This is a genomic window from Pedobacter africanus (assembly GCF_900176535.1).
GTDB classification, from domain to species: Bacteria; Bacteroidota; Bacteroidia; order Sphingobacteriales; family Sphingobacteriaceae; genus Pedobacter; species Pedobacter africanus.
Map to the genome: position 1 here is coordinate 559,544 of NZ_FWXT01000002.1, position 16,135 is coordinate 575,678.

Here is a 16,135-nt window from a genome sequence, read left to right on the forward strand (position 1 = left end):
AATGGCAGGCATAGTAGAATTTGTAGGCAATACCCCACTGGCAGAGATCATGAAATTAAACCCAAATCCTGAGGTCAGGATTTTTGCAAAACTGGAAGGGAACAACCCAGGCGGGAGCGTAAAGGACAGGGCTGCCTTAAATATGATCCGCAGTGCGATGGAGCGCGGGGAAATCAAAAAGGGTACCCGCTTAATTGAGGCCACAAGTGGAAATACAGGGATAGCCCTGGCCATGATTGCCAGTATTTACGATCTTGAGATAGAATTAGTGATGCCGGCAAGCTCTACAAGAGAGCGGACCCTTACCATGGAAGCATATGGCGCTAAAGTAACGCTTTTGGAATCAATAGAGGTTTGCCGGGATTATGCGGAAGAGCAGCGCGATAAACACGGATATTTTTTATTGGACCAGTTTGCCAATCCCGACAATTACCTTGCACATTATAAAACTACAGGACCAGAAATATGGCGCGATACGGAGCATAAAATCACTCATTTTGTGAGTTCTATGGGCACTACCGGAAGTATTATGGGCAATTCCATGTTTTTGAAGGAGCAAAACCCAGAAATACAGATTATTGGATGTCAGCCTACGGAAGAATCTTCTATCCCTGGAATTCGACGATGGCCTGCTGCTTACCTGCCTAAAATCTTTGATGCCAGCAGGGTAGACCGGGTAATGGACGTTTCACAGCAGGAGGCTACAGAAAAAGCAAGGGCGATGGCCAAAGCAGAAGGGATTTTTGCAGGAATGAGCAGCGGCGGTGCGTTGGCTTGCGCTTTAAGGTTAGCCATGGAACTGAAATCAGGCCTGATTGTATTTATTGCATGCGACCGTGGGGACCGGTATTTGAGCAGCGATTTGTTTGGATAGGGGTAATCCGTTATTTTTGGTTATACAATGAGACTACAGCGATTACTTTTACTATGCCTTTTAATTTTTGCGAGCGGTGTGGCTTTTGCCCAGACCAGTGCGGAACTGAAAAGAAACAAAGAGGCCATACAGCGGGAGATTGATTTACTTCAGCGAAACCTTAACGAAACTTCGAGCAGCAAAAAACTGACCTTGGGTCAGATCAGGGCTATCAACAGTAAGATCAGGTTGATGCAGAACAAAATCTCGGTCATCAATTCTGAAGTGAAAAACCTGGACAACCAGATTCATGAGAATACCAATGAGGTGCATTCCCTTAAAAGTCAGCTTGGCCAGTTAAAAAACGAATATGCCGGAATGGTAAGGTTTGCACAGCGCAACAAGAACGCATATGATAAAATGATGTTCATTTTTGCATCTGATAACTTTAACCAGGCCTATAAGCGCATCAAATACTTCCAACAGTTTGGACAGTACCGTAAAAAACAGGCCGATTACATACAGGGAACCCAAAAGAAGATTGAGTACAAAATTGTGGTGCTGGATAAAAACCTGAAAGAGAAAAATAACCTCTTGACTGAGCAGCAGCAGGAAAAAGTTAAGTTGGGCAAAAACAAAGTGGAGCAAGCCCAGATGCTGAACCAGATCAGCAGGCAGGAGAAACAATTCAGACAGGACATCGCAGCGCGTAAGCGTAAGCAGGCTGAAATAGACCGGGCCATCAGAAATGCGATACAACGGGAAATTGAACTGGCACGTAAAAAGGCAGAGGAGGAAGAGCGCCTGGCAGCACAGAAAGCTATAGCAGAAGGACGGCCGGCACCTGTAGCCAAGGAGAAAACCACCAGCAATTATTTAACCGCTTCCCCGGAATCCGCAAAATTATCGGCCGGATTTGAAAATAACCGGGGACGCTTGCCGTGGCCAGTAGGCAGTTACTCTATTGTGGAGCGTTTTGGTAACCATACCGAAGGTCAGGCAAACTATACCAATGACGGCATCAATATTTTAACGGAACAGGGAGCAGCTGTTAAAGCCGTATTTGAAGGGGAAGTTTTGTTTGTAAGAGAACTCTATGGCACATATATCGTGGCTTTACGTCATGGCGAATACTTTACCATTTACCAGAACCTGAAAACCGTAAACGTAGCTAAAGGCAATAAAGTAGAGACCCGGCAAACGCTGGGTGTGATAGCCTCTAAAGAAGATGGACCAATACTGCATTTTGAAATTATGAGGGGGCAGACCAAACTGAATCCTGAAGCCTGGATCGCCAAATAATGCTGGAAATTGTCTACCAGGATGATCATCTCATAGCGATCAATAAACCGCATGGGCTGCTGGTCCATCGTTCATCCATAGCCAACGACGCAAAAGAGTTTGCTTTGCAAATGCTCAGGGACCAGGTTGGCCGTCACGTTAGTCCGGTACACCGTTTAGACAGGAAGACAGGGGGATTGTTGCTGTTTGCTTTTGATAAGGAAGTAGAGGTTGCCATGCAACAGCAGTTTATGAATGGTGAAGTAGAAAAAAAGTACCTTGCCGTACTGCGTGGCTATGCACCAGATGAGATGGATATTGATTACCCGCTGGCCAAAGAGAACGGCACCATACAGGAAGCTTTTACGTCGTTTGTTACTCTGAAGAGGGCGGAACTGGATGTGGCCTTCGGAAAACACCCAACTTCCAGGTACTCACTGGTTGAAGCTACACCAAGCACAGGCCGGATGCACCAGCTGCGCAAGCACTTTGCACATATATTTTACCCGATAATAGGCGACAGGAAACATGGCTGTAATAAACAGAACCGATTTTTTAAGGAGCAGTGGGAAATGACCACAATGCTGCTTCACGCATCAGAATTAAGCTTTATTCATCCAGTTAGTCAACAGCAGGTACATCTAAAAGCGGCTGTGCAAAATGAATTTTTGCGAGTGATGCAGTTAATGCAATGGTAGAACTTTTACACCTTAAAAAGAGTTATCCACAGCAATCCTGACTAACCATAATTTTATTCTTTTGCTAGTTAGGGAGTTACAAAAAAGCTCAGATTTTCCATCTTAATGTTAGTAAATTTTATCATCTTCGCAACCCCAAACGACGGGTCAATCTGTTGTTTTAATTATTGTAAACCGTAAAACATTAAAGAGTAATATGCAAATCACTTGTACACAAGTATGGAATAACTGTCTCCAAATTATTAAGGATAATATCCCCGCCCAGAGCTTTAAAACCTGGTTCGAACCGATATCAGCCCTTAAACTGGAAGACAGGGTTTTAACTGTGCAGGTGCCAAGCTTATTCTTTTATGAGTGGCTGGAAGAGCATTATGTGGGCTTACTGCGTAAAACAGTAAAACAACAGCTGGGCGATGAAGGGAGACTGGAGTACAATATAGTCGTAGACAAGTCGACCAATGGTGCTTTACCTTATACGACGAATATGCCATCTAACGGAAACGGGTCTACCGGCAAGAAACAGTCCATGCCGGTTCCGGTAAACATCAACAGGGACATCAAAAATCCTTTTGTAATCCCTGGTTTAAAAAAGATGAATGTAGACCCTCAGCTGAACCCAAGCTATACGTTTGAGGCCTATGTGGAGGGCGACTGTAATCGTCTGGCACGATCGGCCGGACACGCTGTAGCGGCAAAACCAGGCGCTACCTCTTTCAATCCTTTAATGATTTATGGCGCTTCAGGTTTAGGTAAGACCCACCTGGCGCAGGCGATAGGTAACGAGATCAGAAGAAATTTGCCCGATAAGCTAGTGATCTATGTATCCTGTGAGAAGTTTTGTCAGCAGTTTGTGGAGTCGCTAAAGAACAACACCATTAATGATTTTGTGAATTTTTACCAGGCAATGGATGTGATCATTATGGATGATGTGCATAATTTTGCCGGTAAAGAGAAAACGCAGGACATCTTCTTCCATATTTTTAACCACTTGCACCAGTCGGGCAAGCAGATCATCATTACTTCCGATAAAGCGCCAAAAGACCTTTCGGGTTTAGAAGAAAGGCTCCTAAGCCGTTTTAAATGGGGCTTGTCAGCAGATCTGCAGGTGCCGGAACTGGAGACACGAATTGCCATTCTGAGAAAGAAAATGTATGCCGACGGAATTGACCTGCCTGATGAGGTGGTAGAGTATGTGGCGCACAATATTGATAACAACGTGAGGGAACTGGAAGGCGCAATGGTTTCTTTGCTGGCCCAGAGTACGATGAACAGGAAGGAGATAGATTTACAACTGGCCAAGTCTATGCTAAAGAACTTCATTAAAAACACAACCAAAGAGGTTTCTATCGACTACATTCAGAAGCTGGTTTGTGATTATTTTGAAGTGCCAGTGCATCTACTTAAAGCGCCTACCCGTAAACGTGAAGTGGTGCAGGCCCGCCAGATCTCTATGTACCTGGCTAAAGGAATGACCAAAAGTTCGCTTAAAACCATTGGGGCATTTTTTGGTGGCCGGGATCATTCGACCGTAATTTATGCCTGCCAGACGGTTGAGGATTTGATCCAGACGGACAAAAAGTTTAGGGCGTATGTGAATGATATTGAGAAAAAATTAAAAATGAGCTAATAGCTGCTCTGGCGTAAATACAACAGAATCAAGGAGATTCAAAAAGAGTCCATTTTACTGAAAAAAATCTTTCAAAAAAAGTTTGGACGATTAAAAATGAATATTACCTTTGCAGCGCAAAAAAGGCCAATAATGGCCCGTTCGTCTAGGGGTTAGGACGCCAGATTTTCATTCTGGAAACAGGGGTTCGATTCCCCTACGGGCTACTGGAAAACCCGCTTAGGTTAAATAACCTAAGCGGGTTTTGTTTTTTATCATTATACGAAGCATTTTTTTCAAACGCTGCAGTTACAAGGCTTCAATAAAAACAGTTACACTTGAGGGTTTTTGCGTGTATATGCATAAGAATCCTGTATGGAAAATGCTTTACTTTTCTATAAGTGTATAATTTTTAAACACTTATTGGTAATTGTTCAATATATTTTTATATTGTAAGTGAATAAGAACCGGCAAAAACCTGCAAAATGCCGTAAATTGATTAAATAACGCATCGTTTAACTAAACACATTAATACGAACCAGACACTCAGCCGATCAACAGCTTTAATCCGCCAGGAGTAAAGAATGCAATTAACCGTTCATCAAATAACCAAACAAATTCATTATGAAAAAAATTCTACTCATGTTATGTAATGCACTGGTACTTTTATCGGTGCATGCACAGGCGCAGACCCGGGTAACGGGGACAGTTACTTCCGCGAATGACGGAATGCCCTTACCCGGCGTAAACGTGCTTGTTAAGGGTACAAGTAACGGCGTATCTACTACGGGAAAAGGAACCTATGCCCTGGATAATGTGCAGTCTGGTGCTGTACTTGTTTTTTCTTCTATAGGCTTCCAAAAAATCGAGGTTCCGGTAAATGGTCGCTCTTTAGTAAATATTGCGCTTCAATCTACTGATCAGTCTTTGGATGAGGTAATGGTGGTTGCGTATGGAACAGCAAAGAAGAGTACTTATACCGGTGCAGCTTCTGTAGTGAAACTGAATAAAGATGTTCCGGTAATCTCATTTGAGAATGCCATGATTGGCCGCGCGCCTGGTGTGCAGGTGACTACCGCTTCGGGGCAGGCCGGCGCTGTACCCAGTATCCGGATCAGGGGAATTGGTTCTATGATCGCTTCAAAAGAACCGCTTTACGTAATTGATGGTGTACCTGCAATTTCGGGTAATGCGGGCATAAGCCAGGACCCTTTATATGCCAGTAACAACGTGATGAGCTCATTGAACCCAGCCGATATTGAATCTATTACGGTATTAAAGGATGCTGCTGCATCTTCTTTATACGGTTCAAGGGCTGCAAACGGTGTAATTCTGGTTACAACAAAACGCGGTAAGCTGGGTAAGGCCGTGGTTAATTTTAAATCATCTGTAGGTTTGACACCCAGCTGGGCAACCGACAACTATGAAGCTGCCGGGATACAGGAACAAACGAATATGTTGTACCGGGTATTTCATGACCTGAATACATCAGCAAAAAAAACAGATGCTGTTGCCAATGCAGACGCACTTGCCCGGTTGAAAACCAGATTCAACAGGCATGGATATACTTTTTCTACAACCGGTACTGGTTTAAACGAGAATGTAGTTATTTCGGGACTGACGGATGGCATTGAAAACCGGGACGGACGTTATTTTGATTGGGAGGATGCGCTTTTCAGGACGGCAATATACCAGACCAATGACTTGTCGGTAAGTGGTGGAGATGCCAATACAACTTATTACAGTTCGTTATCGTATACCAAAGACCAGAGCAGGATTAAAGTAAATAATTTCGATCGTTTGTCTGGCCGCATCAATCTGTCACAAAAGGTAGGTAAATATGTAGAATTTATATCCAACGTAAATATAGCCAGGAACAAGCAGTCGGGGTTTAATGATACCCGGAATACCAGTACAAACTATTTTATGCAGTCCAGAAACCTGTTGTGGGGTTTTTATTGGCCTACAGATTATAAGACGGGTCTGCCTTATACTACACGCTACGGCAGTTTGGCACAGAATGCTGTATTTTATAACAATGAATGGGAAAACAGTTCCATCAACAGACGGATTACTGCAAATGAAACACTGAATATCAAATTCCTCCCTGAGCTGACTTTGAAATCTATTTTCTCTTATGATAATGCACAGATAAAGGACCATACCTATTACAGTGCGCTTCATTTTAGCGGTACTACAACCAAGGGATCTGTTGAAGAGTTAACTACCAATATCAGCAAAGTGGTATCTTCGACCACACTGAATTACAATAAACAGTTTGGCTTACATAATCTGGATCTGCTTGCGGGTTTTGAGGCGGAGAAGAATGAAACGGATTACATGAGGGCAACCGGAACAGATTTGCCGTCTGGGCAATTACATACTGTTGGTACTGCGGGGGCTACCAGCTCAAACGCCTTTGATTTTGGAAATTCTATGGTATCGGTTCTTTCGCGTGCTGAATACAATTTCAACAATAAGTACTACGCTTCTGCCTCATTTCGACGGGACGCTTCTTCAAAACTCGCACCGGAGATTCGATGGGGTAACTTCTGGTCGGTAGCGGGATCGTGGAGACTCAAGAATGAAGGCTTTCTCGAAGATGTAGAGGCAATCAGTAATTTACGGTTAAGGGCATCATATGGCATCAATGGCACTTTGCCCCCGGGCGACTATAGCTGGAGACAACAGGTTGCCTACAGTTCTAAATACATGAACCTGCCTGGAGGGGTGAAAAATAATGTGGCCCGACCCGTAAAATGGGAAACCAATTATACTACAAATGCCGCTGTTGAATTTGGTTTATTTAATAACCGAATTACGGGTGTCGTAGAGTACTTTAACCGGGATTCCAAAGACCTGCTGCAGGAGGTGCCCATCTCTATGACAACGGGCTTTTCTACAGCGCTTTTGAATATTGGACAGATGAACAATCGTGGGATTGAGATAGAATTGGGTGGTGACATCATTGTTAAAGAAGGTTTTCGATGGAGCGCAAGTGTGAATGCAACTTTTGTCCGTTCAAAAATAGTGAAACTAGAGGGTGGAAAGGATATCATATGGTATGATCCGACAGGAGGTGCGGGAGCAGGTGAAGACAGAAGGGCCCAATTCATATTCAGGGAAGGACAACCTGCATTGAGTATCTATGGATACGAATGGGCTGGTGTACATAAGGATACTGGTAAAAACGTATGGTATATGAGTCCGGATAAGAATAGCACCCTTGTCGGCGATTTTGAATACAATGGCAGACCAGCTACCTTCAATTTCAGCAAAGCAGCTTATGGTATTATTGGTGATGCCACTCCAGATGTATACGGAGGTATCAATACCGACTTGAGCTATAAGAATTTTAGCCTGGCACTGAACATCAATTACAAGCTTGGAGGGAAACTGTATGATGGCGCCTATAAAGATGTGGCGGATGATGGTTATTACTGGGAAAGAATACGGTCGCAGTACTACTACGACAGGATGTGGACCCCGGAAAATACAGAAGGAGCTTTGCCTAAACTGGATGGTAATGACCTGACCGATCCCCAACAGTACAGCAGCAGGCAGATGCATAACGCCAGTTTTATCAGATTAAAGAATATTACATTGGCTTATAACCTGCCAAAAAGGCTGATCAATAAAATAGGTGTTTCCAATACCAGGCTATATGTTAATGGCTCAAACCTGCTGACTTTCTCCAAATATAGAATTGCCGATCCTGAAGTGAACCAGTATGGAACAAGGGGTTGGGAAACACCTTATGGAAAAACCTACACGTTTGGAATAGAGTTTAGTTTCTAATTTTAAGACCTTATCAGATGAAAACAACACATATATTTCTGGCTGTATTGCTTGTAACGGGCTTATCTTCCTGCAAGAAATTTCTGGATCAAAAACCAAGCAATCTTGGTGATGCTCCAACAGCAATTAAGACACCGGCAGATGCACAGGTGGTAATTAATGGATTAATGCGGAGTATGACCAGCTCCAGTTACTATGGTAGGAATTTTATCTTATATGGAGATGTAAAAGGAGGCGATCTCACCATCGTTTCGCAGGGCAGGGGACTTGACCCTATGTATACCTTTGCACATAGCCCAACGGATAACAATTATGGGGGCTTCTGGTCGCAGATTTACTATTGTATTGCACAGACCAATTACTTGTTGACAGCAATAGCAAAAATTGAATCAGCTGGAAGCATTACTGCATATGATATTTATAAGGGCCAGGCATTAACTGCCAGGGCACTGATGTATTTTGACCTGGTTCGTCTTTACGGAAAATCTTATACAGACGACAAGACCTCATTTGGTGTGCCAAATGTAATCACAGAGATTGGTCCGGACGATCAGCCCCTGCGCAATACTGTAGAACAGAACTATGTTCAAATCCTGGCTGACCTGAAGGCTGCTGCGCAGTTGTTGTCTAAAGCGAAAAACAATGGCTACATTAACTACTATGCGAACCTTGCCATTCAGGCCAGGGTTTACCTGACTATGGGAGACTATCCGAATGCCCTGAAAGCCGCCGAAGAAATTATTGGCTCTTCCGCATACAATGCAGTATACAGCAATACAGAATGGGTTGATTCCTGGAAAAGTCAGTTTGGCAAGGAGTCTATCTTTGAATTGACGATACAACCGCTTGAGGGTGATCTGGGTACGGCTTCACTGGGTTTTTATCTCAGACGGAAAGGGCACGACGTGGGTACAGTATTGGGCTTTTTTATGGCAAGCGATTATTTTATTAACCGCATTAAACAAGATCCGAATGACGTGCGGCTGGGTATTATGAGTTATGATGAAATTTCAGCTACACGTTTAGGCGCTATTTATAAATACAGTGGTAGTACGACATTGTCTGGCGATGGAAAAAATAGTTCCACTGCAGTAAATATTAAAGTCATTCGCTTATCTGAAATCTATCTGATCGCAGCGGAAGCGGCTTTGCCTACCGATAAACTCAAAGCGGCAACTTATCTAAACGCCATTCGTAAAAGGTCGCCAGGCTTGGTGCCAGCTACTGCGCTTACTGTGACATTAGATATGATCATTGATGAAAAAAGTAAGGAACTGATAGGAGAAGGGCAGAGATTTTTTGATATGATCCGTTTAAACAGGAGTATTACATTTAACGATGAGATCGGGGCCATTACACCGCCATCTAGACCAAAAACAATTGACAGAAGCTTTTATAAAACCAGGTTGCCTATACCGCAGGCAGAAATCAATGCAAACCCCGGGTTAAAACCACAACAGAATCAAGGTTATAATTAGAAATAGTTAAAATGTAGAAAGACCTGTAAGTGAATACTTACAGGTCTTTCTACATTTTTTGAGCCTCCTATCGGAATCGAACCAATGACCTACTGATTACAAGTCAGTTGCTCTACCAGCTGAGCTAAGGAGGCTATTGCGGCAGCAAATTTAGACTTTTACGGTATTTTGCCAAAGCATTTTTTATAAGCACCTGATTAAGAAGGAAGATAATTTAAAGTCGGTTGCGCCTAACTTTCGCCCTTAAGCCGGTTTTGAATATCTTCACTACCGGTTTTGCGCCCTTTTTTACTGATGACCTGATTTCCGCGGGCATTTAAAATGATGCTCTGGAAAGAGCGAATATGAGGATGCCAGGTTGCCTGAAGCGATAACCGGGTGGTTATCGCTTTGCCCTTTCCAGAAAACTTTTTGCTTTTAACTGCGCCTCTACTTCGGTAATGGCTTTCATTAGGTTATTGCTGGTATTGGTTAGCTCAGTAAGGGCTTCAATCATGATTTGCCATACCGGCTGCATACGGAGCAGCAGTTTTTTTCCTTTTTCTGTAAGCAGGATCAAGCGCTTGCGTTCATCCTTCTTGTCTTTCTTAGAGCGGATCAGCTTTTCTTTTTCCAGTTCTTTTAACAAACTGATGGTGGAAGGGTGGGTATAGCCAATTTCGGTTGCAAGTTCCACCACACTGAGCAATGGTTTAAAATGAAGTGTATAAATTACGGGGAACCATTTAGGCTCAAAATCAATGTTATGCGCTTTGTAAAGCTCAAAACCTTCTTTTCTGAGCTGCTCACTAAGTCGCTGTAGTCGGGTTGATAAGGCAAGAATGCCCGATTCGTCTATTGCATTCATAAGTGAAGGTGATAAAATATATTATCGGCCATCATCCTTGGAAAATAGTGGGGCAGGGCATTCATCTCAATCCTGGTAAAGCCATTCTTTTCATAGAAACGATGCGCAGCTTTTAGCAGGTCCACTGTGCCAAGATAGATATCGGTGATTCCGTTATCCTTACAAAACTGGATATAAGTCTCCAGTAAACGTTGTGCAATGCCATATTCTTTTCCACGGTATTGCTTTTTTACAAACATCTTCCGGAGGGCACTGGCCTGATGTCCGGTATTGATCATCGCTATCGTACCTACAAGCTCATTTTCATGTAATGCAGCCCAGAAATTTCCGCCGCCCTGATGATAATTTGTTTCGATATCCAGCAGGTCTGGCTGATCTTCCAGGGTTACCGGCACATTAAATTCAATTTGCTGAATGGGTAAGATGAGGTTTATGATCTGCTCACAATAATCGTTCTTAACAGGTTTGATAATTATAGGTATACTCATGTTCGTTGCATTTTATGTACAAGTATACGTAGTTAACTACATTAATTCAATATGAAGATGCAATATTTATGTAATTATATATTCTCACTTATGAAGGCGAGGGGATTATAGAAGCGCAGGTTCAATTGTTTTTTATTCATGGTAAGCCAGCTGGCGCAACCGTAATCGTCAAAACTCTTACGGATTTCGAGGTGCAGGTGATGGTAATCACCTCCGTATTTTTTTGATTCGGTACGTGTAAAAAGGCGTGCGATCTTTGTGGTTTGATCTACCTGCTGCCCATTGCTTACATACACCTCTTTTAAGTGTTTATAAGAAGTAAATATGGTTTTTCCATTTTTCAACTTATGCCTGATCACTACCGTTCGTTGATTTTCACCAAGATGTAGTGAACATACAATTCCTTTGGCCATTGGATAAATGCCCACATGCTTGCTTTTAGGTTTGACCGGATTGATGTCGATAGCAGTATGGATATGGCCCTTTAAGTAACTTTCACGGTGGTCGTCAAAAATGCTGACGACTTTCATTTGCCGGATATCTTTGCGGTTTGCCAGATCGAAGGGCAGGAGCCAGCTTTCTGCTATTGAAACCGGCAGTTCATCTGTATAATAAGGTTTCCATCTTTCCCGGTCGCGCTCAATAGTAATGGGCTCTGCCGGAACCAACCATAGAAACAAAAAACCAAATACGATTAATTTCATATCATAAATGCATTAAGTGCATAAGCAAGCTAGTAAAATTTTCAGGGATATGAAAGCATCCACAAGCCAAAAACAGAAGTTCATAAAATCATTATTATGTAATAAAAATGAAATGTACATCTGTATAATTTTGAAATATGACAACAAAAGGGGTTAAAATGATAAAAACACATAATATATTTTAAGATTACACGCAAAATTTAATTTTGTGTTGTACTTTTGCGGAAAATTTCAAAATAAATGACCCGAAAAAACAGTAATCCAGAGAAAAATGTAGATGTTGTGTTAATTGGAGCAGGTATTATGAGTGCTACCCTAGGTATGCTGCTCAAAGAGCTTCAGCCAGACATCAGCATTGAAATTTTTGAAAGGCTTGACGTGGCGGCTGCTGAAAGTTCTGATGCATGGAATAATGCCGGAACCGGACATTCTGCCTTTTGTGAGTTAAATTACACGCCTCAGTTAGCCGATGGATCTGTTGACACTAAAAAAGCCATATCTATTGCTGAATCTTTCGAAGTATCGAAGCAGTTCTGGTCTTTCCTGGTTAAAAGCAAATTGGTGGATGCCCCGGAAACCTTTATAAAGGCAATTCCGCACATGAGCTTTGTTTGGGGAAAGGATAATGTAGATTTTTTGAAAAAAAGATATTCCAAGTTACAGGAAAGTGATCTTTTTAAAGGAATGGTGTATTCTGAGGATGCCGGACAACTGGCCGATTGGATGCCTTTGGTGATGAGAGACCGAAACCCAGCCGATAAAGTAGCCGCCACCAGGATGGAACTTGGAACGGATGTTAATTTTGGTGCTTTAACCAGAATGATGTTTAATAAACTTCAATCAAGACCGGAGGTGAAACTTCATTTTCATCATGATGTGAAAAAGCTGAAACAAAAGAATGGTTTATGGGAAGTAAAGGTTAAAGACGAAAGTACAGGACAGAAAAGAATAATAAAGGCCAAATTTGTATTTATCGGTGCAGGAGGTGGCTCTTTACCACTATTGGAAAAAGCGGATATTCCTGAAGGAAGAGGTTTTGGTGGTTTCCCCGTGAGCGGACAATGGCTGAAATGTGTAAATCCGGAAGTTATTGAGCAGCACAATGCAAAAGTTTACGGCAAAGCCTCTGTAGGCGCACCGCCAATGTCGGTACCGCATTTGGATACCAGAATGATAGATGGTAAAAAGGCCTTGTTGTTTGGTCCTTATGCAGGTTTTTCTACCCGGTTTTTGAAGCACGGTTCTTTACTCGACTTACCTAAATCAATCAAAATAAACAACATCCGGCCAATGATATCAGCGGGCCTGGATAATTTGCCGCTTACAAAGTACCTGATTGACCAGGTACGGCAGTCGCCCGAAGACCGTATGGCCGCGTTAAGAGAGTATCTGCCAACGGCAAAAATGGAAGACTGGGAGCTGGAGACGGCCGGACAACGTGTGCAGGTGATTAAAAAAGATGAAGAACACGGTGGTATCCTGGAATTTGGTACCGAGGTGGTTACAGCGGCAGATGGTTCAATTGCCGCCCTTTTAGGCGCATCGCCGGGCGCTTCCACTGCGGTTTCTATTATGATTACTTTAATGGAACGTTGCTTCAGTAATCAGCTCAAGACCGCTGAATGGCAGCAAAAGCTTAAACAAATGATCCCTTCGTATGGACAGACCTTAAATGGTAATCCTCAGTTGACAGAGAATATCAGAACGCAGACCAGCCATGCTTTAGGTTTGTAATTGTTAAAATACATTTAAAGGGCTATTCTGAATGGAATGGCCTTTTTTCGTTTAAGCGGCTTTTATTTGTACATTTAAGGGAAGCCATTTTGTAGAAATCATTTGGTATAATAATTGAACAAATGTACTTATGCAAATTGCGCAGAAATCAATTCAGAATTAACCCTTTAACAGATGAAAATAGCTCGCTGGTCTAAAATCACCCTTATCATATTTGCGTCAATTGTTGCCTTGATTCTGATTATATATATTGGGTTGGCGGCTTATGTACATTTTAATAAGAAGAAATTACTTGCATCTGTTACTGAGAAACTGAATAAAAACCTGAACGGTAAAATGACCATCGAAAGTATGGACCCAACTTTTCTAAAAGGTTTCCCTGGTGTTTCTTTGAATCTGAGGAATGTGATTTTGCGCGATAGCTTATGGCGTAATCACCAGCACAACCTGATTGAAGCCAAAGATTTTGATATTGCCATAAACATTATGGGCCTGTTGAAAGGTACCATAGACATTGAAAAATTAGGAATAAATAATGCCACCATTTATTTATATACCGATAGCAATGGCTATACGAACACAGCGGTGTTTAAAAAGAAAAAACAGCAGGAGAAGAGCAAGGAAGGAGGATCATCTCCGGCAGAGATTGGAAAAATAACCTTAAACAACGTAAACTTTGTGGTCGACAATAAAAAAGGTCATAAATTATTCCAATTTGTGGTTGATGAGCTTAAAGCAAAAATGGATTACCATCTTTTAGGAGGATGGGATGCAGATATTAAGCTAAAGACCCTGGCCAAAAGTCTGGCATTTAATACACGTAAGGGAAGTTTTATAAAGGATAAGTTATTGGAGGGGCCTTTTAAAGTGAGTTATGACGATGAAACCGGGCTGGTAGAAGTGGCACCAAATAAACTCAACATTGGAAATGACCCTTTTATTATAGGCGCTAAGTTTGATACAGATAAAGAAAATACGGAATTTACCATTAATATAGAAGCCCCCGAAATACGCTGGAGAAATGCATCGGCACTGCTGGCACCCAACATCAGTTCCAGGCTAAACATGTTTAATCTGGACAGGCCCATCCATGCCAAATGCAGACTTAAAGGAAATATGGGGCCAGGCGGTGAGCCGGAAATATATGTAGAAGCATTTATTAAAAACAATGTACTTACTACACCAGGTGGAGTAATAGAAAGCTGCAATTTCAATGGAGTTTTTACCAACAATCATTTAAATGGCAGCGGCTTTACCGATGCAAACTCGGTGATTAAATTGTATAACTTCAGCGGCAGCTATAAAGAGATTCCTTTCTCTATTGATACTGCCTTAATAGAAAACCTGGAGCGGCCAATTGCCCGGGGCATCTTCAAATCCCGGTTTGACATTACTAAATTAAACAATGCAATAGGCACAGAAACTTTGAAGTTTACGAAAGGTACTGCAAATGTAAACCTGGCCTATGCCGCAGATATTGTAGATTTTAAACTGACCAAGCCCCTGGTATCAGGCGATATTGACATAAAGGATGCGGACATCAGCTATGTACCCAGAAAACTGAACTTTAGCAATACGGCTATTTTACTTAATTTTACCAATAACGACCTGTTCATTCAGAACATCCGTTTACAGAGTGGTAAAAGTGTTGTGTTTATGGATGGAACCATCCGTAATTTTTTAAATCTCTATTATACGGCGCCGGAAAAGATTTTGCTGAACTGGAAAATCAGGAGCCCTCAGATTCATTTGGGAGAGTTTATTGGATTCCTGGGCAGCAGAAAGCCTGCGCCAAAAGCCAGAAAGAAAAATAATCACAGGACCAGTTTTTCAGAGGACCTGAACGAGGTGTTTGAGAGAAGTAATGTGAATATGCATTTGAGCGTTGACAAGGTTTATTACAATCGTTTTCTGGCTACCAACGCCACTGCAGAGCTACTGCTTTCAGAGGCAGGGATCGCCATTAAAAATGTCAGTGTAAAACATGCAGGCGGCACGCTTAAATTAAACGGAAATATCACACAAAGGAGTGGGCTTAACAGGTTTGCAGTGAACACGGTTTTAAGTAATGTAGATATCAAAAACTTCTTTTATTCTTTTAATAATTTCGGGTTGACCAGTCTCACTTCCAGGAACCTGAAAGGTTATTTATTTGCTAAAACCAATATTTCAGGCGGTATAACTGATCAGGGTAAACTGGTGGCCAACTCTTTGAATGGAAGTGTGGCCTTTGATCTCAAGAAGGGGGCTTTGCTAAATTTTGACCCGATCATTAGTGTTGGAAAGTTCGCCTTTCCTTTCAGAGACCTGAACAACATTACTTTTAGCAATCTAAATGGCAAATTTGATGTCCGCGGTCAAAAGGTAACCATCAATCCTATGCAGATCAATACCAGCTTGCTGAATATGGACGTGGCAGGGGTCTATTCCATGGGGAAAGGCACCAATATAGCGGTGGATGTCCCTTTAAGAAATCCTAAGAAGGATGCGGACATTACAGATAAAGAAGAGAAAAAGGCCAGGAGAATGAAAGGGATTGTATTGCATCTGCTGGCAACCGACGGGGAGGACGGGAAGATCAAGATTAAACTAAACCGGAATAGGGAACAGAGCAAGTAAACAGTTATATTTGATAAGAATAATAACCC

At 42.2% G+C, this 16,135-nt stretch carries 11 protein-coding genes and 2 tRNA genes; 9 read left to right on the forward strand and 4 right to left on the reverse strand.

Annotation, left to right across the window (positions count from 1 at the left end; translation table 11 throughout):
- Position 1: 1 nt before the first annotated feature.
- From cysM to B9A91_RS16830, 7 genes are all read left to right on the forward strand, one after another.
- Complete coding sequence (gene cysM / locus B9A91_RS16800; protein ID WP_084240168.1) at positions 2 to 874, forward strand: cysteine synthase CysM; 873 nt, start codon at positions 2 to 4, stop codon at positions 872 to 874.
- Between the two features lie 27 nt (positions 875 to 901).
- Entirely contained in the window at positions 902 to 2,155 is a 1,254-nt protein-coding gene (locus B9A91_RS16805; protein ID WP_084240169.1) for a murein hydrolase activator EnvC family protein, read from the forward strand.
- Positions 2,155 to 2,832 (forward strand): pseudouridine synthase, encoded by a 678-nt coding sequence (locus tag B9A91_RS16810; RefSeq protein WP_084240170.1) that lies wholly within the window; start codon positions 2,155 to 2,157, stop codon positions 2,830 to 2,832. The genes B9A91_RS16805 and B9A91_RS16810 overlap by 1 nt, the downstream gene beginning before the upstream one ends.
- 196 nt (positions 2,833 to 3,028) lie before the next feature.
- Entirely contained in the window at positions 3,029 to 4,459 is a 1,431-nt protein-coding gene (gene dnaA, locus B9A91_RS16815) for a chromosomal replication initiator protein DnaA (RefSeq protein WP_084240171.1), read from the forward strand.
- Between the two features lie 134 nt (positions 4,460 to 4,593).
- Positions 4,594 to 4,665 (forward strand) — tRNA-Glu (locus B9A91_RS16820).
- A gap of 397 nt (positions 4,666 to 5,062) precedes the next feature.
- Positions 5,063 to 8,236 (forward strand): SusC/RagA family TonB-linked outer membrane protein, encoded by a 3,174-nt coding sequence (locus B9A91_RS16825; RefSeq protein WP_084240172.1) that lies wholly within the window; start codon positions 5,063 to 5,065, stop codon positions 8,234 to 8,236.
- A gap of 17 nt (positions 8,237 to 8,253) precedes the next feature.
- Entirely contained in the window at positions 8,254 to 9,714 is a 1,461-nt protein-coding gene (locus tag B9A91_RS16830) for a RagB/SusD family nutrient uptake outer membrane protein (RefSeq protein WP_084240173.1), read from the forward strand.
- A 61-nt stretch (positions 9,715 to 9,775) separates the two neighbouring features.
- On the opposite strand, the gene B9A91_RS16835 is transcribed toward B9A91_RS16830, so the two are convergent.
- From B9A91_RS16835 to B9A91_RS16850, 4 genes are all read right to left on the reverse strand, one after another.
- Positions 9,776 to 9,848, reverse strand: a tRNA-Thr gene (locus B9A91_RS16835).
- Positions 9,849 to 10,096: 248 nt separating this feature from the next.
- Positions 10,097 to 10,561 carry a MarR family transcriptional regulator gene (locus B9A91_RS16840; protein ID WP_084240174.1) on the reverse strand — a complete coding sequence of 155 codons (465 nt, stop codon included), beginning with the start codon at positions 10,559 to 10,561 and terminating at the stop codon, positions 10,097 to 10,099.
- Complete coding sequence (locus tag B9A91_RS16845) at positions 10,558 to 11,049, reverse strand: GNAT family N-acetyltransferase (RefSeq protein WP_084240175.1); 492 nt, start codon at positions 11,047 to 11,049, stop codon at positions 10,558 to 10,560. Before B9A91_RS16845 ends, B9A91_RS16840 begins: the two co-directional genes overlap by 4 nt.
- 74 nt (positions 11,050 to 11,123) lie before the next feature.
- Positions 11,124 to 11,753, reverse strand: coding sequence for a M23 family metallopeptidase (locus B9A91_RS16850; RefSeq protein ID WP_084240176.1), 630 nt, complete (start codon positions 11,751 to 11,753; stop codon positions 11,124 to 11,126).
- A gap of 240 nt (positions 11,754 to 11,993) precedes the next feature.
- Here B9A91_RS16850 and B9A91_RS16855 point away from each other — a divergent pair, with 240 nt between their 5' ends.
- Together B9A91_RS16855 and B9A91_RS16860 are read left to right on the forward strand one after the other, a co-directional pair.
- Positions 11,994 to 13,487: a malate:quinone oxidoreductase gene (locus B9A91_RS16855; RefSeq protein ID WP_084240177.1), complete on the forward strand. Its 1,494-nt coding sequence runs from the start codon at positions 11,994 to 11,996 to the stop codon at positions 13,485 to 13,487.
- A 174-nt stretch (positions 13,488 to 13,661) separates the two neighbouring features.
- Positions 13,662 to 16,106, forward strand: coding sequence for an AsmA family protein (locus B9A91_RS16860; protein WP_235012586.1), 2,445 nt, complete (start codon positions 13,662 to 13,664; stop codon positions 16,104 to 16,106).
- The last annotated feature ends 29 nt before the right edge of the window (positions 16,107 to 16,135 follow it).

Bases quoted from the DNA above. Each gene is read 5' to 3' on its own strand.
- B9A91_RS16845 (WP_084240175.1), bottom strand. From the start codon at position 11,049: ATGAGTATACCTATAATTATCAAACCTGTTAAGAACGATTATTGTGAG.
- B9A91_RS16855 (WP_084240177.1), top strand. From the start codon at position 11,994: ATGACCCGAAAAAACAGTAATCCAGAGAAAAATGTAGATGTTGTGTTA.
- B9A91_RS16825 (WP_084240172.1), top strand. From the start codon at position 5,063: ATGAAAAAAATTCTACTCATGTTATGTAATGCACTGGTACTTTTATCG.
- B9A91_RS16850 (WP_084240176.1), bottom strand. From the start codon at position 11,753: ATGAAATTAATCGTATTTGGTTTTTTGTTTCTATGGTTGGTTCCGGCA.
- B9A91_RS16840 (WP_084240174.1), bottom strand. From the start codon at position 10,561: ATGAATGCAATAGACGAATCGGGCATTCTTGCCTTATCAACCCGACTA.
- B9A91_RS16830 (WP_084240173.1), top strand. From the start codon at position 8,254: ATGAAAACAACACATATATTTCTGGCTGTATTGCTTGTAACGGGCTTA.
- B9A91_RS16805 (WP_084240169.1), top strand. From the start codon at position 902: ATGAGACTACAGCGATTACTTTTACTATGCCTTTTAATTTTTGCGAGC.
- B9A91_RS16810 (WP_084240170.1), top strand. From the start codon at position 2,155: ATGCTGGAAATTGTCTACCAGGATGATCATCTCATAGCGATCAATAAA.
- dnaA (WP_084240171.1), top strand. From the start codon at position 3,029: ATGCAAATCACTTGTACACAAGTATGGAATAACTGTCTCCAAATTATT.
- cysM (WP_084240168.1), top strand. From the start codon at position 2: ATGGCAGGCATAGTAGAATTTGTAGGCAATACCCCACTGGCAGAGATC.
- B9A91_RS16860 (WP_235012586.1), top strand. From the start codon at position 13,662: ATGAAAATAGCTCGCTGGTCTAAAATCACCCTTATCATATTTGCGTCA.